General features: G+C 67.3%; 21 protein-coding genes and 1 riboswitch. Of the genes, 6 read left to right on the forward strand and 15 right to left on the reverse strand.

Annotated features, from left to right (window positions below):
* Positions 1–3: 3 nt before the first annotated feature.
* The 8 genes from V5F89_RS07415 to V5F89_RS07450 form a co-directional block, all read right to left on the reverse strand.
* The gene (locus V5F89_RS07415; RefSeq protein WP_338445023.1) at positions 4–2,853 is read right to left on the reverse strand and encodes a 2-oxoglutarate dehydrogenase E1 component; all 2,850 of its coding nucleotides are present in this window, start codon (positions 2,851–2,853) and stop codon (positions 4–6) included.
* Positions 2,854–2,955: 102 nt separating this feature from the next.
* A complete protein-coding gene (locus tag V5F89_RS07420) occupies positions 2,956–3,243 on the reverse strand; it encodes a GIY-YIG nuclease family protein (RefSeq protein ID WP_338445024.1) in 288 nt (95 codons plus the stop codon).
* A 115-nt stretch (positions 3,244–3,358) separates the two neighbouring features.
* Positions 3,359–4,249, reverse strand: coding sequence for a succinate--CoA ligase subunit alpha (sucD, locus tag V5F89_RS07425; protein WP_338445025.1), 891 nt, complete (start codon positions 4,247–4,249; stop codon positions 3,359–3,361).
* Between the two features lie 2 nt (positions 4,250–4,251).
* Positions 4,252–4,728, reverse strand: coding sequence for a hypothetical protein (locus V5F89_RS07430; RefSeq protein ID WP_338445026.1), 477 nt, complete (start codon positions 4,726–4,728; stop codon positions 4,252–4,254).
* Position 4,729: 1 nt separating this feature from the next.
* Entirely contained in the window at positions 4,730–5,692 is a 963-nt protein-coding gene (mdh, locus tag V5F89_RS07435; protein ID WP_338445027.1) for a malate dehydrogenase, read from the reverse strand.
* A 332-nt stretch (positions 5,693–6,024) separates the two neighbouring features.
* Entirely contained in the window at positions 6,025–7,986 is a 1,962-nt protein-coding gene (locus V5F89_RS07440; RefSeq protein WP_338445028.1) for a putative bifunctional diguanylate cyclase/phosphodiesterase, read from the reverse strand.
* Positions 7,987–8,076: 90 nt separating this feature from the next.
* Positions 8,077–8,430: a hypothetical protein gene (locus V5F89_RS07445; RefSeq protein ID WP_338445029.1), complete on the reverse strand. Its 354-nt coding sequence runs from the start codon at positions 8,428–8,430 to the stop codon at positions 8,077–8,079.
* 151 nt (positions 8,431–8,581) lie between these two features.
* A complete protein-coding gene (locus tag V5F89_RS07450; protein WP_338445030.1) occupies positions 8,582–9,712 on the reverse strand; it encodes a cell wall hydrolase in 1,131 nt (376 codons plus the stop codon).
* A 189-nt stretch (positions 9,713–9,901) separates the two neighbouring features.
* A riboswitch (cobalamin riboswitch) is annotated at positions 9,902–10,113 on the forward strand.
* Positions 10,114–10,203: 90 nt separating this feature from the next.
* On the opposite strand from V5F89_RS07450, the gene V5F89_RS07455 reads away from it, so the two are divergent.
* Positions 10,204–12,111, forward strand: a complete 1,908-nt coding sequence (locus V5F89_RS07455) for a TonB-dependent receptor plug domain-containing protein (protein ID WP_338445031.1) — start codon at positions 10,204–10,206, stop codon at positions 12,109–12,111.
* 205 nt (positions 12,112–12,316) lie between these two features.
* Here the strand turns inward: V5F89_RS07455 and V5F89_RS07460 are convergent, their stop codons facing one another.
* From V5F89_RS07460 to V5F89_RS07480, 5 genes are all read right to left on the reverse strand, one after another.
* A complete protein-coding gene (locus V5F89_RS07460) occupies positions 12,317–14,566 on the reverse strand; it encodes a M3 family metallopeptidase (RefSeq protein ID WP_338445032.1) in 2,250 nt (749 codons plus the stop codon).
* A 132-nt stretch (positions 14,567–14,698) separates the two neighbouring features.
* Positions 14,699–15,232, reverse strand: a complete 534-nt coding sequence (gene thpR, locus V5F89_RS07465) for an RNA 2',3'-cyclic phosphodiesterase (RefSeq protein WP_338445033.1) — start codon at positions 15,230–15,232, stop codon at positions 14,699–14,701.
* Positions 15,233–15,461: 229 nt separating this feature from the next.
* A complete protein-coding gene (locus V5F89_RS07470) occupies positions 15,462–15,824 on the reverse strand; it encodes an endonuclease domain-containing protein (RefSeq protein WP_338445034.1) in 363 nt (120 codons plus the stop codon).
* Positions 15,825–16,049: 225 nt separating this feature from the next.
* A complete protein-coding gene (locus V5F89_RS07475) occupies positions 16,050–16,577 on the reverse strand; it encodes an Hsp20/alpha crystallin family protein (RefSeq protein ID WP_338445035.1) in 528 nt (175 codons plus the stop codon).
* Positions 16,578–16,755: 178 nt separating this feature from the next.
* Positions 16,756–17,397: an HdeD family acid-resistance protein gene (locus V5F89_RS07480; RefSeq protein WP_338445036.1), complete on the reverse strand. Its 642-nt coding sequence runs from the start codon at positions 17,395–17,397 to the stop codon at positions 16,756–16,758.
* Between the two features lie 163 nt (positions 17,398–17,560).
* Between V5F89_RS07480 and uvrA the strand changes: the two genes are divergently transcribed.
* From uvrA to V5F89_RS07505, 5 genes are all read left to right on the forward strand, one after another.
* Positions 17,561–20,629, forward strand: a complete 3,069-nt coding sequence (uvrA, locus tag V5F89_RS07485; protein WP_338445037.1) for an excinuclease ABC subunit UvrA — start codon at positions 17,561–17,563, stop codon at positions 20,627–20,629.
* 119 nt (positions 20,630–20,748) lie between these two features.
* Positions 20,749–21,015, forward strand: a complete 267-nt coding sequence (locus V5F89_RS07490) for a type II toxin-antitoxin system ParD family antitoxin (RefSeq protein ID WP_338445038.1) — start codon at positions 20,749–20,751, stop codon at positions 21,013–21,015.
* Positions 21,012–21,338, forward strand: a complete 327-nt coding sequence (locus V5F89_RS07495; RefSeq protein WP_338445039.1) for a type II toxin-antitoxin system RelE/ParE family toxin — start codon at positions 21,012–21,014, stop codon at positions 21,336–21,338. The genes V5F89_RS07490 and V5F89_RS07495 overlap by 4 nt, the downstream gene beginning before the upstream one ends.
* A gap of 172 nt (positions 21,339–21,510) precedes the next feature.
* Positions 21,511–22,026, forward strand: a complete 516-nt coding sequence (locus V5F89_RS07500; protein ID WP_338445040.1) for a hypothetical protein — start codon at positions 21,511–21,513, stop codon at positions 22,024–22,026.
* Positions 22,027–22,276: 250 nt separating this feature from the next.
* On the forward strand, positions 22,277–24,814 hold the full coding sequence (locus V5F89_RS07505) for a hypothetical protein (RefSeq protein WP_338445041.1): 2,538 nt from the start codon (positions 22,277–22,279) through the stop codon (positions 24,812–24,814).
* Between the two features lie 32 nt (positions 24,815–24,846).
* Here V5F89_RS07505 and V5F89_RS07510 read toward each other — a convergent pair whose 3' ends face one another.
* Positions 24,847–25,377 (reverse strand): septal ring lytic transglycosylase RlpA family protein, encoded by a 531-nt coding sequence (locus tag V5F89_RS07510; RefSeq protein WP_338445042.1) that lies wholly within the window; start codon positions 25,375–25,377, stop codon positions 24,847–24,849.
* A 206-nt stretch (positions 25,378–25,583) separates the two neighbouring features.
* Positions 25,584–25,976, reverse strand: coding sequence for a hypothetical protein (locus V5F89_RS07515; RefSeq protein WP_338445043.1), 393 nt, complete (start codon positions 25,974–25,976; stop codon positions 25,584–25,586).
* Between the last annotated feature and the right edge of the window lie 63 nt (positions 25,977–26,039).

Here is a 26,039-nt window from a genome sequence, read left to right on the forward strand (position 1 = left end):
TCCTCAAGCCTTTTTCTTGCTGGCAGTCTTGCCGTTGCGCGCGGCCTCGCCGCCGTCGTTGAGGCCCAATGCCATCGAGACGAGGCAACGCTGCTGCTCCTCGTGCCGTTTGGCAAGGCCGGTTGCGGGGGAGGCGGCGACTTCGCGGCCCGCGTAGCGCGGGCGCATGCCGTCATGCCCGGCGGCGGAGAGCGCTTCCTCGATCTGGCTTTCGACGAAGAACCACGCGCCGTTGTTCTTCGGCTCTTCCTGGCACCAGATAACCTCTTCCAGATTGGTCATCCGGCCCAGGCGCACCGCCAGCGGTTCGCCGGGGAAGGGGTAGAGTTGCTCGATCCGCACGATCGAAACGTCGTCCAGCCCGGCCTCGTCGCGCTTCTCGATCAGGTCGTAGGCGACCTTGCCGCTGCACAGCACGAGGCGGCGGATCTTCTCGTCCTCGATCTCCGTCGTATCGCTGACGATGCGGCGGAAATGGCTTTCGCCGCGGAATTCCTCCGCCGCGCTCTTGGCCATCGGGTGGCGCAGGAGCGACTTGGGCGTCATGATGATCAGCGGCTTGCGGAACGAACGCTTCATCTGCCGGCGCAGGACGTGGAAATAGTTCGCCGGCACGGTGATGTTGCACACGCAGATATTGTCGTTCGCGCACAGTTGCAGGAACCGCTCCAGCCGGGCGGAGGAGTGTTCCGGCCCCTGGCCTTCGTAACCGTGCGGCAGCAGCATCACCAGCCCGTTGGCGCGCAGCCACTTGACCTCGCCGCTGGCGATATACTGGTCGATCATGATCTGCGCGCCGTTGGCGAAATCGCCGAACTGCGCTTCCCACAGGACCAGCGTTTTCGGGTCGGCCATCGCGAAGCCGTATTCGAAGCCGAGCACGCCATATTCCGAAAGCGGACTGTCGTAGACTTCGAACTTGCCGTGCGGCAGCTGCGTGAGCGGGATGTACTTGTGCTCGTCGGTCTGGTCGATCCACACAGCATGCCGCTGGCTGAAAGTGCCGCGGCCCGAATCCTGGCCCGACAGGCGCACGCCGTAGCCTTCGGTCACCAGGCTGCCGAAAGCGAGCGCTTCGGCGGTCGCCCAGTCGAACCCTTCGCCGGTGTCGAACATCTTGCGCTTGGCCTCGAGCACGCGGCCCAGCGTGCGGTGGATCGTCAGATCCTCCGGCACTTCGGTCAGCGTGCGGCCGAGGCTGTCGAACAGCTTGTCCGAAATCGCGGTTTCGACATTGCGGCGCGCGGTTTCCGGGTCCGCCGGCTTGTTGAGCCCGGCCCAGCGCCCGCCGAACCAGTCCGCCTCGTTCGGTTTGTAGCTCTTGGCCGCTTCGAACTCTTCTTCCAGCTCCTTGACGAATTCGGCGCAGAGCCGATCGCGCTCGCCTTCGTCGATCACGCCCTGTTCCACCAGGCGCGCGGCGTAGATCTCGCTCACCTTGGGGTGGTTCTTGATCGCGTCGTACATCAGCGGCTGGGTGAACTTGGGTTCGTCGCCCTCGTTGTGGCCGAACCGGCGATAGCACCACATGTCGATCACGATGTCGCGGCCGAAGCGCTGGCGATATTCGACCGCCAGCTTGCAGGCGAAGGTCACCGCTTCCGGATCGTCGCCGTTGACGTGCAGGATCGGCGCCTGGACGCCCTTCGCCACGTCGGACGGGTAGGGCGAGGAGCGCGCGAACTTGGGGCTCGTGGTGAACCCGATCTGGTTGTTGATGACGAAGTGGATGCAGCCGCCGGTGTTGTACCCGGCCACGCCGGAGAAGCCGAAGCATTCCCACACGATGCCCTGGCCGGCAAAGGCCGCGTCGCCGTGGATCAGCACGGGCAGGACCTGCTCGTGCTTCTTCAGGTCGTCGCGGATCGCCTGCTGGGCGCGCGTCTTGCCGAGCACGACAGGATCGACCGCCTCGAGATGCGAGGGATTGGGCACGAGGCTCATGTGCACATCGATGCCGTCGAACTCGCGATCCGTGCTGGTGCCGAGGTGGTATTTCACGTCGCCCGATCCGCCCACGTCCTCCGGGTTGGCGCTGCCGCCGGAAAATTCGTGGAAGATCACCTTGTAGGGTTTGCCCATAACGTTCGCGAGCACGTTCAGCCGCCCGCGGTGGGCCATGCCGTAGATGATCTCGCGCACGCCCGACTGGCCGCCATACTTGATCACCGCCTCGAGCGCGGGGATCATCGATTCGCCGCCGTCGAGGCCGAAGCGCTTGGTGCCGACGTATTTCTTGGCGAGGAACGCTTCGTATTGTTCGCCGCGGACCACGGCGGCCAGGATCGCGCGCTTGCCCTCCGGCGTGAACTGGATGACGTCTTCGGGCCCTTCGAACTTTTCCTGCAGGAAACGCCGTTCCTCGACATCGGCGATGTGCATGTATTCGAGGCCGACCTTGCCGCAGTAATTCGCGCGCAGCAGCTCGGCCAGCTCGCCGACCTTGACCCACTCGCGCCCGAGCAGGCCGCCGACGTAGACTTCCTTGTCCTCCTGCCCGTCGAACCCGTGCCATTCGAGGCGGAGGTCTTCGGGCAATTCGCGATTGCCCAGGCCCAGCGGATCGAGATCGGCCGCCATGTGCCCGCGCACGCGGTAGAGCCGGATCAGCAGCATGGCGCGGATCGAATCCGATGCCGCTTCCTCGACCGCCTTGGGATCGGCGGCCTTGCCCGCTTTTTCCGCCGCGGCCTTGACCGCGACTTTCATCGCCGTGGGATCGAGCGCCTGGGTCAGGTCGCTTTCGGAATCGATCCCGGTCAGCGGCCAGCGCGGGTTGCCCCAGCTCGGCCCCGGCTGCGGCCCGTCCTGACCGGCCAGTTCGGGGAGGAAATCGTGGTTTTCGTTACTCATTCGATCACTCAATCACTCGATGAGCCCCTGCGAAGGCAGGGGCCTCCCTCCGCCTGCGGAGCGCCGGTGGCATGAGGTCCCAGCCTGCGCTGGGACTCGCTTCTAGGCGAGAAGGTGCGATAAATCCTCCCATCCGGGATTCACCTCCTCGACCCGCTTGATCTTCCACTCGCGCTTCCATGCCTTCATCCGTTGTTCGACTTCGCGGGCGTCGTGAATATTCTCGAACTGCTCGAACCATACGAGGCGGTGACACTGATACCGGTGGGTAAAACCCTTCACAGCACCGGACCGGTGCTGCTCGATGCGTTCTGCCAGATCGTTCGTCACCCCGATGTAGAGCACTCCGTCCTTTCGGTTCGTCAGAATATAGACGAAGCCTTCGCTCAACCGTTCCGCCTCATGCATGAGCCCCAGCGCAGGCTGGGGCCTCCGTCCATCCGGCAGAGCGCCAGTTGCACGAGGTCCCAGCCTGCGCTGGGACACACGCTATTCAGATCGGATGTCACGCAAGTTCCTTCAGCATCGCGTCGAGCGTCGTGCCGAGTTCGCTGGGCGAGGGCGAGACGCGGATGCCGGCTTTCTCCATCGCGGCGATCTTGTCGTCGGCACCGCCCTGGCCGCCGCTGACGATCGCGCCGGCATGGCCCATGCGGCGGCCCGGAGGGGCCGTGCGGCCGGCAATGAAGCCGACCATCGGCTTTTTACGACCCTTTTTCGCCTGGTCGGCGATGAACTCGGCCGCTTCTTCCTCGGCCGAGCCGCCGATTTCGCCGATCATGATGATCGACTTGGTCGCGTCGTCGGAGAGGAACATGTCGAGCACGTCGATGAAGTTGGTGCCGTTGACCGGGTCGCCGCCGATGCCGACAGCGGTGGTCTGGCCCAGGCCGACCTGCGTGGTCTGGTGCACGGCCTCGTAAGTCAGCGTGCCCGAGCGGCTGACGACGCCGACGCTGCCCTTCTTGAAGATCGAGCCGGGCATGATGCCAATCTTGCACTCGCCGGGCGTCAGCACGCCGGGGCAGTTCGGGCCGATCAGGCGCGACTTCGAACCGTCGAGCGCGCGCTTGACCTTGACCATGTCGAGCACCGGAATGCCCTCGGTGATGGCCACGATCAGTTCCATCTCCGCGTCGATCGCCTCGAGGATCGAGTCCGCGGCGAAGGGCGGCGGGACGTAGATGCAGCTCGCGGTCGCGCCGGTCGCGGCCTTCGCCTCGGCAACGGTGTTGTAGACCGGCAGCCCGATATGCTCGGTGCCGCCTTTGCCGGGCGTCACGCCCGCCACCATCTGCGTCCCGTAATCGAGCGCCTGCTGGGTGTGGAATGTGCCGGTGTCACCCGTCATGCCCTGGGTGATGACCTTGGTGTTCTTGTCGACGAGGATGGACATTTCTATTCGCTCTCCGAAGGTGTTGCGACGATAAGACGGACAGAAGGCTCTTCACGCGAACCCGTCAGGGCCATTTGGACCATGCGTCCTTCGGCCATGAACCAAATCTCGCCTTCGTCGTTGGGCTGGGGCAGCGCGTCGCCCCAGGCGGATTTGAATTTCTTGAACTGCTCAATATCCTTGAGTCTTGCAGTAACGACGCACACGCCCTTCCCCTCGGCCCCGCTGAATAAGATGACCGGGGCTCTTTCGGCATGTCCGTAGATTATCGGGCCATCGGCGATTGGTTCGCCATTTCCGCTTTGCATCGTCGCACGCTTCCATCCCAGGCTTTCGAGCGCTGCTAGATCGATTCCCTCTTCCGTCGCCGAGAAGCAATCGTTGTAGCTTTCATAAACATCGGGAAGCGAGGCGATCCGCAGCTGGGCCTGCGCGGAAGAGCCCAGCAAAAGGCCGGCAACGAGGGCGTAGCGCAGCATTCTACTTCAGGCTCTCGTCGATGCTCTTGCACGCCTCGAGCAGCTCCTTGACCGCGTCGACACTGACCTGGAAGTTGGCTTTGGCCTTTTCGTCGAGGTCGATTTCCACGATCCGTTCCACGCCGTTCGCGCCGATCACGATCGGCACGCCGACGTAGAGGCCGTCGACGCCGTACTGGCCGGTCAGGTGCGCGGCGCAGGGGAGAACGCGCTTTTTGTCCTTCAGATAAGCTTCGGCCATCTGGATCGCACTCGTCGCCGGCGCGTAGTAGGCCGAGCCGTTGCCGAGGAGCTGGACGATCTCGCCGCCGCCTTTGCGCGTGCGGTCGACGATCGCGTCCATCTTCTCCTGCGTCGACCAGCCCATCTTGATCAGGTCGGGCACCGGGATGCCCGCGACGGTCGAGTATTCGAGGATCGGCACCATGGTGTCGCCGTGACCGCCGAGGACGAAGGCCGTGACGTCCTCCATCGAAACGTCGAACTCCTCGGCCAGGAAGTGGCGGAAGCGCGCGCTGTCGAGCACGCCGGCCATGCCGACGACTTTGTTGTGCGGCAGGCCGGAGAATTCGCGCAACGCCCAGACCATTGCGTCGAGCGGGTTGGTGATGCAGATCACGAAAGCGTCGGGGCAGTTGGCCTTGATGCCTTCGCCCACGGCCTTCATCACCTTGAGGTTGATTTCGAGCAGGTCGTCGCGGCTCATGCCCGGCTTGCGCGGAACGCCTGCGGTCACGATCACCACGTCCGCGCCGGCGATGTCCTTATAATCGCTCGTGCCCTTGAGCTGCGCATCAAAGCCTTCGACCGGGCCGGCCTGGCTGAGGTCGAGCGCCTTGCCCGCGGGCATCCCTTCGGCGATGTCGAACAGGACGACGTCGCCCATTTCCTTCATCGCTGCGAGGTGGGCGAGAGTGCCGCCGATCATGCCGGCGCCGACGAGGGCGATCTTTTTGCGGGCCATGGTTGTGCTGTGTGTCCTTCACGATGCGCGGGACAGCCGATGCCTGGCCGTTGAGCGCGCAGCCCCCTGTCCCGCGGGAAGGCCGCGCCCGGCCAACGGCAAGCGACCTAGGCCGCGGAAAAAGCGATTGCAACCCGTGACGATGCAAGTATGGCAACTATCTTTGCAAATGGTTTGCAATTGCAATAGCAAGCGCCATTTGCGGCTGCAGGGCTCGCTGTCCTGCGCCGGGCATTCATCGTCGCACTGGCCCCCACCAACGCGGGCGAACCACGCCCGGTTCCCACGCCGCACGCTGGATGCGGGCCGGTGCCGTCTCAAGGAAAACGTCTCTAGATCGCGATCCGGCGCGGGGGTTCCTCGTCGCGTTCCTGCGCCAGCAGCATCGCCGCCAGATAGTCGGGCACGGCGCGGCTGAAGTAATAGCCCTGGCCCAGCGTGCAGCCGGCGTCGCGCACGGCCGTCACCTGCTCGATCGTCTCCAGCCCCTCGGCGACGATTTCCATGTCGAGCTGGGCCCCCATTTCCGCCACCGCGCGAATGATCGCCTCGGTCCGGTTCGACACGTCGGGGCCGGAGACGAAGCTGCGATCGACCTTGATCTTGCTGAACGGGTATTTGTTGACATAGGCGAGCGAGGAATAGCCGGTTCCGAAATCGTCGAGCGCAAAGCGCACGCCGCGCGACGACAGCTCGCTGATGAAGGCGTCGGTCGCTTCGCTGTCGTCGAGAAACAGGCTTTCGGTCACCTCCAGCTCCAGCCGGGTCGGGTCGAGCTTGGCTTCGCGAAGGGCGTTCACGATCCCCAGCGCCGCGCCCGGCGCCTTGATCTGCAGCGACGACAGGTTGACCGCGATGGTCACGTCGTCGGGCCATTGCGCCGCCGCCTTGGCCGCCTGCGCGGTGATCCAGTTGCCCAGCGTCACGATAACACCGGTTTCCTCGGCGACCGGAATGAATTCGTCGGGCCGCATTTCGCCCTTCTGCGGGTGGAACCAGCGCACGAGCGCTTCGAACGTGCGGATCCGGCCGGTCGCAAGGTCCACGATCGGCTGGAAGAAGATCGACAGCTCGTTCTTCTGGATCGCGTGGCGCAGCTCCGCCTCGATCTCGCGCCGGCGCGCCAGGTCGCGGCTCATCGAACTGTCGAAGAAACAGGTCTGGCGCCGGCCGTTGACCTTGGCGTGATAGAGCGCGAGATCGGCGGCCTGCATCACGCTGTCGGCGTCCGGCCCGTCTTCGGGCAGCACGGCCACGCCCAGCGAGGCGCCGATTTCCAGCCGCTCCCCGTCGACCCGCACCGGGCGCATGATTTCGGCATGGACTTCGCTCGCCAGCCGCATGCAGTCGGCCCGGCTATCGATTTCGCAGAACACGATGAACTCGTCGCCGCCGAAGCGGGCGACCGTCGTGCCCGGCGGGGTGATTTCCTGGAGCCGCCGCGCCACCGTTTGCAGCACGCGGTCGCCGACCGGATGGCCCAGCAGGTCGTTCACTTCCTTGAACCGGTCGAGGTCGATCCAGATCATGCCCATCATCTGGTCGGGCTCGATCTCCATCAGCTTTTCGACGATCTCGTGATTCAGGCCCGCGCGGTTGGCGAGGCCGGTCACCGTATCGGTGCGGGCGAGCTGCTGCATCTTGGCCGCCAGGCGCGCGCTGGTTTCGGCGGCGGCGATATTGTCACGCAGCAGGTGAAACACGTTCATCGTGATCGACGCCATCGCCGGCACCATCAGCAGGATGGTGACCGCGAAGACCGCGAGCGGGAGCGACCCGAGATAGATGCAGGCCAGGCTGATCGGCACGCAGACCAGAACGAGCTGGCCGATCGCGATCACCGGGCGGCCGGCATTCCGGGCGCAGATCGCAACGCCGTAACCGATCGCATTGGCGGCCATCATCACTTCGGCGGCGGGATCGACTTTCATCACCAGCGTCGCGGCGGTCGCGGTGCCCAGAAGCAGGGCATAGGTAAATGCGCCGATCTCGTAGATCTTTTCGAGCGTGCTGGTGCTCGCGTCGCTGTCGGGCGAAATCGCGAACGCCAGCATGATGCGGATGGCGGCCACGACACACAGCGCGGCGGTGAGCCCGTACATGACCAGCGAGGCGCTCAGGTAAGCGACGACCAGCGCGCAGACGATGCCGCTGGCCGCGCCGGCGGCGAGACTGCTGGGCTGCGTATAGAGGGTGCGGACCAGCATCCGGCGCACGCGATCCGACAGCGCATCGCCTTTCTGGAAATAGGACAAGGCCCTGGTGACCTTCCCCCGGGGATCGCAGTTCGCCATGCTCCGGGCGATAGCCCAAAGTGGTCACCGCATAGTTAAGAAACCGATGATGGCCCGGTGCCGCGCTCGGCGGCCGGACCGGGGGGCGGTTCAGGGCACCGGTACGGCCGAAGGCGCGCCGCGATCGTCTGCCGGCCGCAGCCCGGTGCGCGTGGTGCGTTCGAGGCCGCGGGCAAGGCGCGCGTCCAGCGTGCGGCAGATCCCGTGCCACCAGTCGTACGATTGGCGGTCGCCGGCGAAGAACGCGCGTTCGGCCTGCCGGCGCGCTTCCCGCGCCGCGCCGAGGCCATGACGGGCGAAGTGCTGCAAGGCGGCATGGAGCATCCGGTCGTCGGGCCGCGCCAGGCAATTGTCGTTTGCCGCGCGCGCGGGCTTGCGCCGGCGAAACGCCTGCGCGAGCAGGGACTGTGCAGCGGATTGCGATGGTGCGAAATGGACCGTCATGACGAATTGGGCCTTCCGGTATGGCTCTTCGTGGCTGGAGGACGAAGGCCGGTTGCGACTTGCCCACAAGGTCTAGCGCCGCTCTCCTAAATTATGGTTCTTTGCCAGGGTTTCCAAGAGCTTAACCGCCTCGTGCCGGCCGGCGTTCGCCCTATCGCGGATCGGCGATCCAGCGGCCGCTGTTGGCATATTCGGGCCGCACCGTTCCGGCCGAAGGCAGGCGGTCGGCAGGGCGCGCGGTGTCGCCGGTTTCCGCTGCGCCGGCGGCGGACTGTGCGGGAACGGATGCGCGGGCAGGGCTGCGGCCGGCGGTTGCGCGCGCGCTTTCGGCGGCGGGGCTGGCGAATGCCGCCGCCGGCGGGGCGGGTCGGGCGAACCTTTCCGCCACGGCCCGGGCGCTCGGCGCGGCCGCCGGTTCGCGGCCGCTATAGGCCGCGGTGAAAGCGCCCGGCTGCCCGGCCCTGCCGCGCCAGCGATAGAACCGGTGCGCGCCGATCGTGCCCACCGTGTCGAGGCTCGCCGCCCAATAAGGATCGATCCAGATCGTGTGGTAGTGCGTGGCGAGCCCGACGGGGGTATAGACCTCGCCCGCCAGCGCCGCCTGCGCAATGCCCAGCGCACGGTCCCACGCCGCCTTCATCGGCTTGCGCGCCAGCGACCCGTCGCAGGTGAAGGTGAACTGGCACCCGGTGCTGCGGTCCGAACCCTGGAAAACCACGCCGCACACGCTGTTGGGATATGTCGGATGGGCCACGCGGTTGAGCACGACTTGCGCCACGGCCTTCTGGCCGCCCGGCGTCTCGCTCGCCGCCTCGTAATAGACCGCACTGGCGAGGCAGTGCAGCGCGCGGGCGCGGTCGACGCCCGTGCCGCCGCCGGCGAAGCTGCGCGCCGCGGGGCCGGCGGTGCGTGCGGCGGCCAGTTCCGCCGCGGTTCCGTCGCCGGTGCCGGTGGGATCGAACACCGCGGCCAGATCGTCGCGCGCGGCGGGCACCACGCGCGGACTGTCTTCGAGGAAGTAGAAGGCAGAGCCGGGGAAACTGTGGCCGGCGCGCTCGAACGGCATCGGCTTGACCGTTTCGGCCGGGGCAGTCTGAGGCACCGGCCGGCCGAAAGCGTGCCAGTCGCCCGGTGCGGCCATCGCCGGCACGCCCAGCGCCGCCACGAGCGCGAGGATGCGCCGTCCGCGATGCCTGCCCGGTCCGCCCCCGCCGATCGGGCGCGACCGCAGGCTCGCCGGCGTGCGGCGTGCGCGGGTCGTTCCGGCGGGGCCGTTGCTCAAGCTGCGTCCTTTCCGATCCGATGGCTGCCTGTCGGCTCGCGGCCCCGGCGCGTAGCAGCGCGAAAGCTGAAACTCGAGCGCGCCCTTGCCCCCGTCCCTTGGCGGCACAAGTCGCAAGCGGCGGTTAAGCGACATGCTTGTCGCAAGGTTAACGGCATGCGTCTTGCCGGGGTGGGGCGAGGCGGCTAAGGGCCGCCGCACGTCACGGGTTGTCCACCCGTTCCTGCCGGAACGACGGACCGAAGAGGGAAGGGGGTAGGGAGCATTTCTCCCGAGGCCCCCGCTGCCCCCGCAACTGTGACCGGGGAGCGCCCGTTCGACACGTCACTGGGGAACCGGGAAGACGAAACGCGGCGCGACGATCCGGGAGCCAGGAGACCTGCCCGATGACGGTCGTTCGTGCTGCCGGGCGGGGTGCACCGGAAGCAAGCGGAAAAGGCGTATGCCTTGTTCCGTCATGAGCGGCAGTTCGTTCATGACAGGAGTATTCCATGCGTAACCACCTGATTTTCGGCACCAGTATTCTCGCGCTATCCGCGCCGCTCGCGGCTCAGGACAGCGCCACCGACCCCTATGGCCAGTTCCGCCCGGCCGAGACCGAGATAACGGTCACCGCCACCGGCACCCGGATCGAGGTCGAAGACACCGGCCAGCCGGTCACCGTGATCGGGCAGGACGAGATCGAGAGTGTCCAGGGCGCCGATCTGACGCGCGTTCTCGAACGCGTGCCCGGCCTTTCCTTCAGCCGCAACGGCGGCCCCGGCGCGGTCACCAACGTGCGCGTGCGCGGGGCGGAGGGCGAGCAGCTGCTCGTCATCCTCGACGGCGTGCGCGTGTCGGACCCGGCCGCGCCCGGCGGCGGGTTCGATTTCGGCAACCTGCTCGCCAGCAATCTCGGCAAAGTCGAGGTCCTGCGCGGGTCGAACAGCACGGTCTGGGGGGCCGACGCGATCGGCGGCGTGCTGGTCGCCAGCACGCGCAGCGAAAGCGGCCTGCAGGCGAGCGCCGAATACGGTTCGCGCGATACGCTGACCGGCGCGGTCTCGGGCGGCGTGGGCGGCGATGCCGGGTTCCTGGGCGGTTCGGCCAGCTATTACCGCACCGACGGCTTCTCGCAGGCGGCGAGCGGGACGGAGGCGGACGGGTTCGAGCAGTGGGCCGTCAACGGCCATGGCCGGCTCTACCTCACGCCCGGTTTCGAAGTCTTCGCCCGCGGCCGCTGGGCCGAAGGCGACCTCGACCTCGACGGCTTCCCGGCGCCCGACTATGTCCTTGCCGACACCGGCGACACGCAGCACACGCGCCAGTATTCGGCCTCGACAGGTGCGGTCTACGACGCCGGGCCGCTGTTCGTCAGCGCCGCCTATTCCTTCGCCGATACCGAGCGGGTCAACCGCAGCGCGGACAGTGCCGACCCGACTTTCTCCAGCGACGGCCATTCCGACCGCGTCGAACTGCGCGGCGAATGGCGCCCGATCGGCCCGCTGCTGGTCAATTTCGGGGCGGAGAACGAGTGGAGCGACTATCGCACCCTTTCCGACGATGCGCGGCACAGCACGCGGATCTTCGGCGCCTATGCCCAGCTCGGGATCGAGATGGGGCCGCTCTCGGCCCACGCCGGCGCCCGGCTGGACGATCACGCCCGCTTCGGCAGCGAAACGAGCTTCGGCGGCGACATCAGCTATGTCCTTGCCGGCGACCTGCGCCTGCGCGCCAGTGTGGGCGAGGGGTTCAAGGCGCCGACGCTCTACCAGCTCTATTCCGACTACGGGAACCCGGAGCTTCAGCCCGAACGCAGCACCAGCTACGACATCGGGCTGGTCCACGGCGACCGCTCGCTCGCGAAATCGCGCTTCTACGGCGCGCTGACCGCGTTCCGCCGCGATGCGCGCAACCAGATCGAGTTCGCAAGCTGCTGGCAGAACCCGGCCCCGATCTGCGAGGAGCGTCCTTTCGGCTACTACGACAACATCGGCCGCGTGCGGGCCGAGGGGATCGAGGTCGAGCTGGGCGCGCGCCCGTCGGATCGCTGGGTGACCCGCGCGGTCTATGCCTGGGTCGACACCGAAAACCGCACCGCCGGTTCGGTGAACGAAGGCAACGTCCTTGCGCGCCGTCCGCGCCATACGCTGACGCTGTCTGCCGACTGGGTCAGCCCGCTGGCCGACTTCACGCTGGGCGGCGACGTGCGGCTGGTGGGCGATTCGTTCGATAATGCCAGCAACCTGACGCCGCTCGACGGCTATGCCCTGGCCGATCTGCGCGCGTCCTTGCCGTTCGGCGAGCGGTTCGAGCTGTTCGGCAGGGTCGAAAACCTGTTCGACGCCGATTACCAGACCGCCGCCGGCTATGCGACCGCCGGTCGCAGCGCCTACGTCGGCGCGCGCGCGCGGTTCTGATCCGCCGCAAAGTCTGAAGCACGAAAAAGCGCCCGGCCTCGTGGTGAGGTCGGGCGCTTTTCTTTTCTGTCCTCTTTCCCGTCATGCTGAACTCGTTTCAGCATCCATCGCGCCTTCATGGGCCGAGTCCCGACGGGGCGGAATGGACCTGAAACGAGTTCAGGGTGACGGGGGTGGCGCAATCCGCCCCACCCCCAAAAGGCCTTCAGTCCTCGGTCGTTTCCGGCGGTAGCGGGCCGTCCGAGGTGGCCGGTTCCGCCTCCGCCTCGCCGCCCAGCAACCCGCGCGCGTCGAGCATCGGGGTCACGTCGGGCTGGCGTCCGGCGAAGTTCTCGAACATTTCGAAATAGTCCATCGTCCCGCCGCGGCTGAGCACGGTCTTGCGATAGTGATCGCCGTTCGCGCGGGTCAGGCCGCCGTTGTCGAGGAACCACTTGCGGCTGTCGCGGTCGAGCATCTCGGTCCACAGATACGAATAGTATCCCGCGCTGTAGCCGGCCGGGCTTGAGAAGATGTGGTTGAAATAGATCGAGCGGTAACGCGGCGGCACCAGATCGACTTCCAGCCCCAGCTCCTCCAGCGCCTTGCGTTCGAAGGCGTCGACTTCTTCCGGGGTGTCGATCGCCGCCGCTTCGGCCGGGCTCAGCGCGTGCCACTTCATGTCGAGCAGCGCGGCCTCGACCACTTCGCCGAAATCGTAACCCTGGTTGAACTTCGCTGCGGCCTCGATCTTCTCGACCAGTTCGGCCGGGATCGTCTCGCCGGTCCGATAGTGTTTGGCATAGTTGCGCAGCACCTCGGGATAAGTCGCCCACAGCTCGTTCACCTGGCTCGGGTATTCGACGAAGTCGCGCGCGGTCGCGGTGCCCGAAAGGCTGGCGTATTTCTGATCGGCGAAAAACCCGTGCAGCGCGTGGCCGAATTCGTGGAACATCGTGTTGACGTTGTCGAAGCTCACGAGCTGCGGCTCGCCCTCCGCCGCCTTGGGGATGTTGAGCACGTTGTAGATCACCGGCTTGGTGCCGTAGAGATGGCTTTGATCGACGAAGTTGCTCATCCACGCGCCGCCGCGCTTGCTCGGCCGCTGATAGGGGTCGAAATAGAAGATCCCCAGCTCGCTGCCGTCGGCATCGAACACGGTATAAGTCGTCACGTCGGGGTGATAGACCGGAAGATCGGTACGCTTCTCGAACGTAAGGCCGTAGAGCTTGTTGGCGGCATAGAACACACCGTCTTCGAGCACGTTGGTGATTTCGAAATAGGGCTTCACCGCGTTTTCGTCGATGTCGTACTTCGCCTTACGGACTTTCTCGGCATAGCGATACCAGTCCCACGGGCGGACTTCGAAATCGCCGCCTTCGGCCCTGATCTGCTCGTTCAGCATGGCCGCCTCGCGCCGCTGGGTCGCGGCGAGGGCGGGAACCATCTGCTCCATGAAATCGAGCGCGGTCTTCGGGTTCTTCGCCATGCGATCGTACATGACGTAGCTGGCCCAGTCCGGCTCGCCGAACAGCGCCGCCTTCTGCGCGCGCAGGCTGGCGATTTCGGCAAGCAGGGCGCGCGTGTCGTTCTCGCCGCCCCGGTCGGCGCGGTGATAGCTGTTCATGAACAGCGCCTCGCGCGTGGCGCGATCTTCCAGCTCGGGAAGGAGCGGCTGCTGCGTCGTGTTCTGCAGCGCGATCACGTATTGGCCGTCCAGCCCACGCTCGGTCGCCAGCTTGGCCGCAGCCTCGATATCGGCGTCCGACAATCCGGCGAGCTTCGCCCGGTCGTCCACCACCAGCGCGCCGTCGACGGTTGCTTCGCGCAGTCTCTGCGAAAACTCGGTGGTCAGTTCGGACAGGCGCGAATTGATCGCTTTCACCTGTTCCTTCTGCGCCGGGTCGAGCAGCGCGCCGGCATGGACCATCTGGTCGTAGGTTTCCTCCAGCAGCTTGGCGTCTTCCGGCGTCATGCTCATCGCCGCGCGGTTGTCGTAGACCGCCTTCACCCGCTGGAACAGGACGGGGTCGAGCGTGATCGCGTCCGAATGTTGCGACAGGCGGGGGCCGATTTCGGCCTGGACCGCGTCCAGCGTGTCGTTGGTGTTGGCGCCGGTCAGCGCGAAGAACACCGTCGCCACCCGGCCCAGCATCCGGCCCGAGGTTTCGAGCGCGACGATCGTGTTGTCGAACGTCGGCGGGGCGGGATTGTTCTTGATCGCCGCGATCTCGGCATTGTGGATCGCCATCGCCTGTTCGAACGCGGGTTTGAAATCGCTGTCGTCGATCTGCGTGAAATCGGGCGCGTGGAAAGGCAGGTCGCTCGGCTGCGCGAAATAGCCGGTGGCCTCGGGAATGTCGGCAGCGGCGGCAGGGGCGGTATCGGCGGCGGAATTCACGGCACCCTCCTCGATGGTGGAACATCCGGCAAGCGCGAATGCAATGGCGGTCGTGGCCAGGATATGGGCCTTCATGGTCTCTCCAATCGTATCTCGGGCGGCGCGGCGCGCGCGCCCGCAAAGTCGGCGGAACGGGTTTGCTGGTGCCGCTTGAACCGGAGATCGAGCGCGAATGCAAGGACTTGCCGACGAGCGGGCATTGTCGCGTCAGTCGAGGGGAAAATCCTCCAGCCGCTCGTATTCGGAGCCATAGGGCGTCGGCCGGCTTTCGTAGAGCGCGAAGCGGTCGACCGGCCACGGCCCGGCGGCGAGCAGGGTATGGCTCGCCAGCCATGCGCCGATCGGGCCGCTGGAGGCGTTGAGGCGGGCGAGCGTGACGTGCGGCACGAACTTGCGCGTTTCGGGCGGCAGGCCGGCGGCGCGACAGGCGCGCTCCACCCGGCGTTGCAGAATCGCGAGTGGCTCGGTCGGCGGCACCGCGGCCCAGAGCGTATGGGGCCGCCGCTTGCGCGCGAAATGCCCGACCCCGCGGATATCCAGCACGAAGGGCTCGGCCCGGACCAGCGCCAGCGCCGCGACCAGATCTTCCGCGGCGCGCCGATCCAGCTCGCCGGCAAAGCGCAAGGTCAGGTGCAACTGCTCCTCCGACTGCCAGCGCGCGGCCTCGATCCCGTCCATGGTGTCGAGCAAAATATCGCGGATCGTTTCGGGCAGGGGCAGGGCAACGAACAGGCGGTGCATGGTGCGGCTTTAGCAGGTCGTGAGCGGGGCCGCATCCGTAGCGGTTGACCGTCCAGGCCAGCCCACCCCCGACCCCTCCCGCAAGCGGGAGGGGGGAGGTCTCTCACAGCGAAGGCGCGTCCCCTCCCGCAAGCGGGAGGGGAGCGAGACTTGGTGAGCGCAGCGAACCTAGTCGCAGCGGGGTGGGCCCCAGCGCTTGCGGGAGCGAGACTTGGTGAGCGCAGCGAACCTAGTCGCAGCGGGGTGGGCCCTCGCGCAACGCCAGCCGAATCGCCGTCACAACCCCCTCGACATTGTCGCGAACGTCTTCGTTCATGAAACGCAGCACCCGGTACCCCTGGCCGCGCAAATACCGATCGCGCACGACATCCCGCTCCGGCGCCACGTCGTGCGACCACCCGTCGAGTTCCACGACCAGCTTGTGCTCGCGGCACAGGAAGTCGGCAAAGTACGGCCCGACCGGCATCTGCCGGCTGAACTTCACACCAAGCTGCGACTTGGAGAGATACTGCCAAAGCGTCCGTTCCGCGAGAGTGGCCCGATTGCGCAGCTCCCGCGCGCGCTTCGTGTTCCGCGGTTTGAATGTCGTCACCGTAGCACTGTGCCCACCCCCGACCCCTCCCGCAAGCGGGAGGGGAGAGGCTCTCGCAGCGAGGTATATCCACGCGGCCACCCCTCCCGCTTGCGGGAGGGGCGCGAGACTTGGTGAGCGCAGCGAACCTAGTCGCAGCGGGGTGGGCCCCTGCGCTCGCGGGAGCGAGACTTGCTGAGCCGGAGGCGAAGCTAGTCGCAGCGGGGCGGGCCGGCGAAGATCGCCTCAGCCCTTCTTCTTCCCGCCGTCCTGCTCGATCTGTCTGGCGCCGCCGGACCCGAGCGGGATTTTCCGCCCGCGGCTCTTCTCGGCGGTCCGGGGCAGGGTGATCGTCAGCACCCCGTCGGAGAAGTCGGCGCTGCACGCCTCCTCGTCGATGCCCGACGGCAGGGCGATACGGCGTTCGAAGCTGCCGTAGCTCCGCTCGCGATAGCCGCCGTCGGCATCCTCGCGCGTGCTGCGCTTCTCGCCGCGCAAGGTCAGGACGCCGTCTTCCACGGTGAGGTCGATGTCCTCTTCCTTCACCCCCGGCAGTTCGGCGGCGATCTCCACTTTGTCGTCGTCCTGGTGGATGTCCATCGCGGGGGCCGCCATGCCGGACCGCCCGAAGAATCCGGTGTCGCCGTCCCGGTCGAACAAGTCGTCGAACAGGCGGTTCATCCGGTGATGCAGGTCGAACAGCGATCCGCCGCCGGGGCCGCCGCGCGCGAGGCCGGAACGGCGATCGAACGGTGTCAGATATCCAAGTGCCATATGTTTCCTCCTCTTTCTGCAAAACGGCGGAAGAGCAGGCGGCCGCGGGATCAAAAGGGGACGCGCCGGCCGCCTCTCGTTCCGCTGCGGAAAACGATTCGGGCGCCCTCCCGTTCCCCTGGCGAACGGCATCCGCGGCGCGAGGCCGGGCACCGGTGCGGGCCGACCGAATCGCCCGTCATTCCCGCGCAGTCTCCGCCCCGTGCTCGCGCCCATGCCGCCGCAGGCGGAACGCCAGCGCCAGCAGCGCGACGCCGGCGATCAACGCCCAGATGCCGATCATCCAGGCGACCGACAGCAGCGTCGGTTCCGGCGCGACGATCAGCAGCGCGATCAGGCCCGCGCCCAGCAGCACGGTCAGCGCGCCGCACGCGATCAGCAGCCATTCGCCGCGGATCGCGCGGCGCAGGCGCCAGGCGGCGACGATCTGGAGCACGCCGCTTGCCACCGCCCAGGCGGCGATCAGCGCGATGGCGGTGAGGGCATAGGCGAGCGTGCCGAGGGCGGGGAACAGCACGAAGATCACGCCCACGGCGATCCCGAGCATGCCCGCGAGGATCAGCGCCCACCACCGCTCCTCCTTCCGCCGCGCCCCGCGCACTCCGCTGGCGACCGCGAAAATCCCATCGACGAAGCAGAACGCGGCGAAGACCAGCGCGAAAGCGAACAGCGCCGGCCGCGGAAAAGCGAGCGCCAGCGCGCCCAGCACCAGCAACAACCCGCCGCGAAACGCAAACCAGCCCCAGTTCCGCGCGGGGAGATGGTCGACAAAGGCGCCGTCGGCGGCGCCGGTGGGTGGCGTTTCGGTCGTGGAATCCATGGGTCCTCTCCTTCGGAAAGCGCCGCTCCTGTCGCCAATGTGCGACTGTCGCGCGGGTTCCGGCCCGTTGCAAATCGACCTGCCGCGGCCATATGGCACGCTCACCGCTGACCTGCCCGCACGCCTCTTGACGGCAGCGAACAATTCGGGAACACGGCTTCGCATGGCACTTACCCACATTTCCGTCCGCGGCGCGCGCGAGCATAACCTCAAGGGCATCGATATCGATCTGCCGCGCGATTCGCTGATCGTGATCACCGGGCTTTCGGGCTCGGGCAAGTCGAGCCTCGCGTTCGACACGATCTATGCCGAAGGGCAGCGGCGCTATGTCGAGAGCCTTAGCGCCTATGCGCGTCAGTTCCTCGAAATGATGCAGAAGCCCGATGTCGAACATATCGACGGGCTTTCCCCCGCCATCAGCATCGAGCAGAAGACGACGAGCCGCAATCCGCGCTCGACCGTCGCGACGGTGACCGAGATCTACGACTACATGCGCCTGCTCTGGGCGCGCGTCGGCGTGCCCTATTCGCCCGCCACCGGCCTGCCGATCGAGGCGCAGACCGTCTCCAACATGGTCGACCGGGTCATGGCCCTGCCCGAAGGCACGCGGCTCTACCTGCTCGCGCCCGTGGTGCGCGGGCGCAAGGGCGAATATCGCAAGGAGCTGGCCGAATGGCAGAAGGCCGGCTTCACGCGCGTGCGCATCGACGGGGAGATGTACGCAATCGAGGAAGCGCCCGCGCTCGACAAGAAATACAAGCACGATATCGAGGTTGTGGTCGACCGGCTCGCCGTGCGCGAGGGGATCGAGACGCGGCTGGCCGACAGCTTCGAAACCGCGCTCAAGCTGGCCGACGGGCTGGCCTATGTCGATCTGGCGGATGGGACGGTGGCGGAGGTTTTGGCGCGGGCCCCCTCCACCACCGGGCTTGCGCCCGGCGGTCCCCCTCCCCCAGTGGGGGAGGATCGGGAAGGCGCAGCGCAAACTCCTCCCCCTCCGGGGGAGGGGGACCAGCCGAAGGCTGGTGGAGGGGGCGCCACGAGCACCGCGGGCACCACGGGCGGCAAGATGAAAGGCGCCGGCCTGCCGCCCAACCGGATCGTCTTTTCCGAACGCTTCGCCTGCCCGGTCAGCGGCTTCACGATCGAGGAGATCGAGCCGCGGCTGTTCAGCTTCAACGCCCCGCAGGGCGCCTGCGCCACGTGCGACGGGCTGGGCGAGAAGCAGCTGTTCGACCCGCAGCTCGTCGTCCCGAACGAGGCGCTGACGCTCAAGCAGGGCGCCGTCGTGCCCTGGGCCAAGTCCAACCCGCCATCGCCTTATTACATGCAGGTCCTCGCCAGCCTGGCGAAGGAGTTCGGGTTCGATCTCACCACCCCGTGGAACGAACTTTCCGACGAGCATCGCGACATCGTCCTCCACGGCACGAAGGGCCGCGCGGTGCCGCTCACGTTCAAGGACGGGCGCAAGGAATATACGGTCAACAAGGCGTTCGAGGGCGTGATCGGCAACCTCAACCGCCGGATGCGCCAGACCGAGAGCGCGTGGATGCGCGAGGAGCTGGCCAAGTTCCAGACCGCGCAGCCGTGCGAGACCTGCGGCGGCAAGCGGCTCAATGCGAAAGCGCTGGCGGTGAAGGTCCCGAGCAGGGAGGGCCCGACCGACATCGCCACCCCCACGCGGATGAGCGTCGCCGACGCCCGGGCCTGGTTCCTCGCGCTGGAAGATCACCTGAGCGAGACCCAGGCGCAGATCGCCCGCGCGATCCTGAAAGAGATCAACGAGCGGCTCGGTTTTCTCGACAATGTCGGCCTCGACTACCTCAACCTCGATCGAACGTCGGGCACTCTCTCGGGCGGGGAGAGCCAGCGCATCCGCCTCGCCAGCCAGATCGGCTCCGGCCTCTCGGGCGTGCTTTACGTGCTCGACGAGCCCAGCATCGGCCTCCACCAGCGCGACAACGACCGGCTGCTCGAAACCCTCAAGCGCCTGCGCGATCTCGGCAATACGGTGATCGTGGTCGAGCACGACGAGGATGCGATCCGCGCCGCCGACCACGTGGTCGACCTCGGCCCCGGCGCCGGCGTCCACGGGGGCGAGGTTGTCGCGCAGGGCACGCTCAAACAGGTGCTCAAGGCCAAGGGCTCGCTCACCGCCGACTACCTCACCGGCCGGCGCGAAATCGCGGTCCCGGCCCAGCGCCGCAAGGGCAACGGGCACAAGCTCACCGTCCACGGCGCCCGGGCGAACAACCTGCGCGACGTGACCGCCAGCATCCCGCTCGGCACCTTCACCTGCGTCACCGGCGTTTCCGGCTCGGGCAAGTCGAGCTTCACCATCGACACGCTCTACGCCGCCGCGGCCCGCGCGCTGAACGGCGCGCGCGTGATCGCCGGCCCGCACGACAAGGTCACCGGCCTCGAATTCTGCGACAAGGTGATCGAGATCGACCAGTCGCCGATCGGCCGCACCCCGCGCTCCAACCCGGCGACCTACACCGGCGCCTTCACCCAGATCCGCGACTGGTTCGCCGGCCTGCCCGAAGCCCAGGCGCGCGGGTACAAGCCGGGCCGCTTCAGCTTCAACGTCAAGGGCGGCCGGTGCGAGGCGTGCCAGGGCGATGGCCTCATCAAGATCGAGATGCACTTCCTGCCCGACGTCTATGTCACCTGCGAGGAATGCGGCGGCAAGCGCTACAACCGCGAAACGCTGGAGGTGAAGTTCAAGGGCCTCTCGATCGCCGACGTGCTCGACATGACGATCGAGGATGCGGAGGAGTTCTTCAAGGCCGTCCCCCCGATTCGCGACAAGATGCACATGCTGAACGAAGTGGGCCTCAGCTACGTCAAGGTCGGCCAGCAGGCGACCACGCTCTCGGGCGGGGAGGCGCAGCGGGTGAAGCTCGCCAAGGAACTCAGCCGCCGCAGCACCGGCCAGACCCTCTACATCCTCGACGAGCCGACCACCGGTCTCCATTTCGAGGATGTCCGCAAGCTCCTCGAAGTGCTCCACCGCCTGGTGGACCAGGGCAACAGCGTGGTGGTGATCGAACACAACCTCGACGTGATCAAGACCGCCGACCACATCCTCGACCTCGGCCCCGGCGGCGGCGTGCGGGGCGGGGAGATCGTGGCGGAGGGCACGCCGGAGGAAGTTGCCGCGGTGGAGGCGAGCTATACAGGGCGGTATTTGAAGCCGATGCTGGATCGGCAGAAAGCGGCGGCGGAGTGAAATCCTCCCCATCGTCTCGCGATGGGGAGGGGGACCATCTGCAGGATGGTGGAGGGGCACATTGGCCTTTGCCCGGCTCGCTGCTTGCCTCGCCTATGACACTGTCATATAATCGCGCCATGACCACCCGCTCCGCCAAACCCGTCACCGTCACTCTCGGCCCGCTCGCCGCGATGGCGCGGGGCCGCGTCGAATCGGGCCGCTACGGCTCGCTCAGCGAGGTGGTTCGCGCCGGCCTGCGCGCGCTCGAGCGCGAAGAACGGGCTCTCGACGCGATCCTGAAGGCGCGGGTAGAGGAAGCTCTGGCCGACCCTGCTCCCTCGATCCCCCAAAGCGAGGTATTCGCCGAACTGGCCGCTCGCCACGCCCGGCGCACCCAGGGGTGACAGGCCGCCCGGTCGTCTGGCGACCGCGGGCGCGGGCCGATCTCCTCGCGCTATACGACTGGATTGCCGAGCGCGCCGATCCCGATACTGCGTTTGCCTATACCTCGGGCATCGAGGCCTGTGCCGACCGGCTCGCGACGTTCCCCGAACGCGGCACCCCACGCGACGATCTCGTCGCGGGGATGCGAACGCGCCCCTATCGCGGGCGAACCGTGATTGCCTATCGTGTCGTCGATGGCGCTGTGGAAATTCTGCGACTGGTTCATGCCGGGCAGAACTGGGACGACGCAGGGGAAGAGGGCGAGGAAGGCGCGGAAGGTTGATGTGCTACCGGTGTCAGCGAGTATCGGAAATGTATTTAAAGTTGAAGTCGAAAAGAGAGTGGCGAGAATGGGGGAAAAGGTGTCAGATAGGTACTCAAATGACGTTAACCCGAAAATTACCTTTCAAACTGCCACTACGATAGCAGCGCGACCGAGGCTCTACGCGCTCGGTATGGCGGTGATTGCAACGCACTCCGAGGCGGAATCGTACCTTTCATTGCTGATGGTTTCACTTTTTGGTGCGAAACCTGCTGCTGGCGCAGCAATATTCAATTTACTCAAAGCGAATCATCTTCAAATGAAAGCGATCACTAGTGTTGCTGCCGTCGTCTTGGGTAAAGAGAGCACGGAGATGTTGAAACCTGTTCTGAAAGTGTTCGAAGAATCTGCGGAGAATCGAAACACTTTGGCTCATTGTATGTGGGGGCTAGATGAGAGTATTTTGGATGGGGTGGTTTTAGCTAGATCAAATGTAGCAGCACGTTTCTCTGTAGAAGTATTACATGCTGCAGGACAAAAAAATGCCAAAGATCGAATAAAAAAAGCTTCATCATCTATGAACGATGAACTCCAAATATGGAGAGAGTGTCATTTTCAAAATGCCTTAAGCAAAGCCAATAAGGCAAGTTCAATTATGCAAAACTCCTATTTTGAAGTATTGAAGGGCACATTGGCAAGAAGTAGGTGAGGCCTGCTAAAGACCCGGCTTGCTTCTCCGGGAGGCCGGTCTTTCGACTATTCCGACCGCTAGCCCCAACCCGTGATGGAAGGCGAGCGCAGGGGTTGGTGTCTATAGCATCACCCCTCTACCGCGACCTCGGTTTCGCCGCCCATGTGGGAATTGATTGAACCTCTACTCCCCAAAAAACCATTTTCCTACACCCCTCCATTCCGCATAAGGACACAGTTCTCTCTTTGTTCCAATAGGAGTAGAACCGATGTCCGATCGATCTTTCGACAAATTCACGCTCCCCGGCGACATTCCCGACGATCCCGGCTCCGCCCCCTCCCGCGTGCGGGAGGGGAGCGAGACTTGCCGCGACGCAGTCGCGGTTAGTCGCAGCGGGGTGGGTTCCGATGGGGCGCCCGAGGACGGGCCCACCCCCGGCCCCTCCCGCAGCTCCCCGCTTTCGCGGGGACAGGTGTCGGGGGAAAGTCGCGTCCCCACGCAGGACTGGCTCGCGCGCGGGCTCAGGCATCCGGCGGGGCGGGGGTGGGAGGTGGAGCCTGCCTCCGGTGCGAGCCCCCGCGAAGGCGGGGACCTCGTGCAATCTGGCGCTTCGCCTGACGGCCTGAGGCCCCCGCCTTCGCGGGGGCGCACCGAGGACGCGGGCGCTCCGCTCTCCCACAGCGCGCTCGACGCCCGGCTTGCCGAATACGGCGTCGCGCTGCGGCCGGAGCCGGGCAGCAAGCCGTGGCCGGGCGGGTGGCTGCCGGGCGATCCGCCGCTCCTGATCGACACCGGCCTCGGCGACACCGGGGATGCGGCCGATCCTTACGCGCACTCGCGCGTGTTCGACCGCGCGCGGCAGGTGCGGTTCCTCGATGCGCTGGCGACCTGCGGCGAAGTGCGCGCGGCGGCGGCGCGGGTCGGGGTGAGCCGCGAGACCGTCTATCGCACGCGGCGGCGCGATCCCGATTTCCGGCGGCTGTGGGAGGCGGCGCTGATCCACGCGCGCGCGCAGGCCGAATCGGAGCTGGCCACCCGCGCGCTCCACGGGGTCGAGGTGCCGGTCTTCGTGCGCGGCGAGCATGTCGCCACCTGGCGCCGGCACGACGCGCGGCTGCTCCTCGCGCACCTCGGCCGGCTCGACCGGCGGGTGGAGGAGGACCATGCCGCCGCCGCGCGCGCCGACCGGTTCGACGAGCTGCTCGCGGGGCTGGCCGGGCACGCGCCGCCCGCGGATCTGGCGGACGACCTGGCCGGGGCGGCGCGGGCGCGCGATCCCTATACCGTGGCCGCGCAGGAGAACCTGCCGCCGACGCGCGAGGAATGCCTCGCCCACACCCGCGACCGCACGCTCGCCCGCTTCGCCGAGCCGGACGACCGGTGGGAGCTGTGGGGCGATGCCGGCGCGGATGCGGACGACGAGGGCGAGGAGGGGGCCGAGGAAAGCGCGGCCGAGGCCGAGGCCCTGCGCGCCGAGGAGGAACGCCACGCCGCCCGCTGCGCCGCCGTCGCCAGCGCCGAGAGCGAAACCGCCGCGCTCTACGACACCTGGCAGGCGCAAGCCCACGCCCACCTCGACGCAATCCTCGCCGAAGCGGAAGGCGGCGAGGAGGCCGACAACGAGTCCCTGCGAAGGCAGGGACCTCGTGCCCCCGGCACTCCACCCGAGGACACGCCCGCGCCCGACGACCAGGCGGAGGGAGGCCCCAGCCTGCGCTGGGGCTCGGGGGAGGGGGAGGGGGCGCCCGCCTCCCGACCCGAGTCCCCACCCGAGTCCCTGCGAAGGCAGGGACCTCATGCCCCCGGCGCTCCGCCCGAGGACATGCCCGCACCGGCCGACCAGGCGGATGGAGGCCCCAGCCTGCGCTGGGGCTCGGAGGATGGGGAGGGGGCGCCCGCGTCCCGACCCGCGTCCCGCCCACCCGAGTCCCTGCGAAGGCAGGGACCTCAGGCCACTGGCGCTCCGCCCGAGGACACGCCCGCACCCGACGACCAGGCGGAGGAAGGCCCCAGCCTGCGCTGGGGCTCGGAGGAGGGGGAGGCGCCCGCGTCCCGATCCAAGACCCTCCCCGAGTCCCTGCGAAGGCAGGGACCTCGTGCCCCCGGCGCTCCACCCGAGGACATGCCGGCACCGGCCAACCAGGTGGAGGGAGGCCCCAGCCTGCGCTGGGGCTCGGAAGAGGGGGGAGGGGCGCCCGCGTCCCGCCCACCCGAGTCCCTGCGAAGGCAGGGACCTCATGCCCCCGGCGCTCCGTCTGAGGACACGCCCACACCGGCCGACCAGGCGGAGGGAGGCCCCAGCCTGCGCTGGGGCTCGGGGGAGGACGCGCCTGCTGCGAAAGCGCGGTCCGCTCCCGCCGCCCGGTGCGGCAAGCGGGCGCGGCGGCGCAGGGCGGCGAAGGTTCGCGCGGCGCGTCGGGCGCGTGCCGCCGCCGGCGTTGCGGGCGCGGCCGGGCCGCCGGTCGAATACAAGTCGCGCGAACGCGGGCTTGCGTCAGCCGGCCTGGGCGGGGCGCCTGAACCGTGTCGCGCGTGTCAACCCGGCGCGCCGTCGTCGCAGCGCAGCCACGGTTCGCCGATTGGCGCGGACCCTGCGCGGCGGGGCATCATTGGGGCGGATGAGGAGACGGCGCGCGGCCTTTGTTCTCCCTCTCCCTTTTCCCCTCCCGAGGTTTCGCGCGTCGTTTCCCGTCCCTTCGGGACAGGAGCGCGTCCGCAAAAACCACCGGGCGGACGTGCGGCAGGGGCTTCGCCTTGCGCGGGGTCCCTGCCATCCCCGCGCGCGGCGCGCAGGGCAGGGCGATGACGGCCGTTGACGGCGGCGGCGGTAGCGCGCGCTCAGTCGAGCAGGACCAGCTCGACCGATCCGTGGCCGCGCCGGATCAGCCCCAGTTCGTCCGCCGCGGCGCGCGAGAGGTCGATCGTGCGGCCCTTGTGGAACGGCCCGCGGTCGTTGATCCGCACCACGACCGACTTGCCGTTGCGCGGATTGGTCACTTTCACCCGGCTGCCGAAGGGCAGGGTGCGGTGCGCGGCGGTCAGCCGGCCGGGATCGAAGATCTCCCCGCTCGCGGTCGGGCGGCCGGCGAAGCGGCGGCCGTAGTAGGAGGCGACTCCGCGGCCGAGCGCCTGCCCGGCAGGCTCGACCTCCACCGGCGGTTCGATCGCGGCGATGTCCACCGCGCCGACGCTGGGGGCGGCGAGCGGGCGCGGGGCGGGGAGATGGGCGAAGCTGGCGTCGAACGCGCCCGCCTGCGCGCCGGTTTCGGCCAGCGCCGGCCCGCCCGCGGGGGCGGTCAGCATCAGCGTGGCGGCGAGCCCGGCAAGCTTGCGCAGCGGCGTGCGGCGGTATGGTCTGGTCCCGTCCATGACGGTGCCCGCTATACCCTCTGCGCGGCGCCGGCGGGACCACCTGCGGGTCCGCTTACCCCGTATCGCATTCGATTCGTCGCGATCGGGGGAACGGATCGGCCGGTTTCGCGGCGGCGAATCGGTTGGCGGCGGAGGGGCGCGGGGCGGATCGGGCGCGGGAACGGACAGAGAAAATGGGGCCGGCATCGCTGCCGACCCCACTCTCACCGATGCGTGGTCTTCCGTCCTGGCGAGGCCATTTGCGGAAGCGCTTGGCGCCCGGTGTTTTCGCAAGCCGTCCGGCGAACCGGACCGCCGCGTCTGTCACCGGCGCTCGCACCGGCATCCGGTTCCGCCGGGGGCGGCTCCGGCCCGAAAGCCTTCGCCATGCCGTCCGGCGGTTCCGAGACCGGTCGATCGCCGATGGCCGGCTGTCTCGAACAGCCCTGCTCCGGCTCGCGCCTTTGCAGGTCCTCGACTTCCGGCCGGATCGTCCGGCCCGTGACGGCAATGCTTTCGCGTCCTTCTCGAACGGTGCCCTTGCATCCGGCCGAAACCTTTTGCAGGTGTCCCTCGAAGACCGCGCGGACAGATGCCGCCACGTCGAACTGGTGCAAAAAGTTTCTGTGTTTTCAGGTCGTTGGACCGTCAAACGCGAAGCTTTCTGCGCCCTTTCGATG

Origin of the sequence: Pelagerythrobacter marensis (assembly GCF_036700095.1) — a bacterium.
GTDB classification, from domain to species: domain Bacteria; phylum Pseudomonadota; class Alphaproteobacteria; order Sphingomonadales; family Sphingomonadaceae; genus Pelagerythrobacter; species Pelagerythrobacter marensis_A.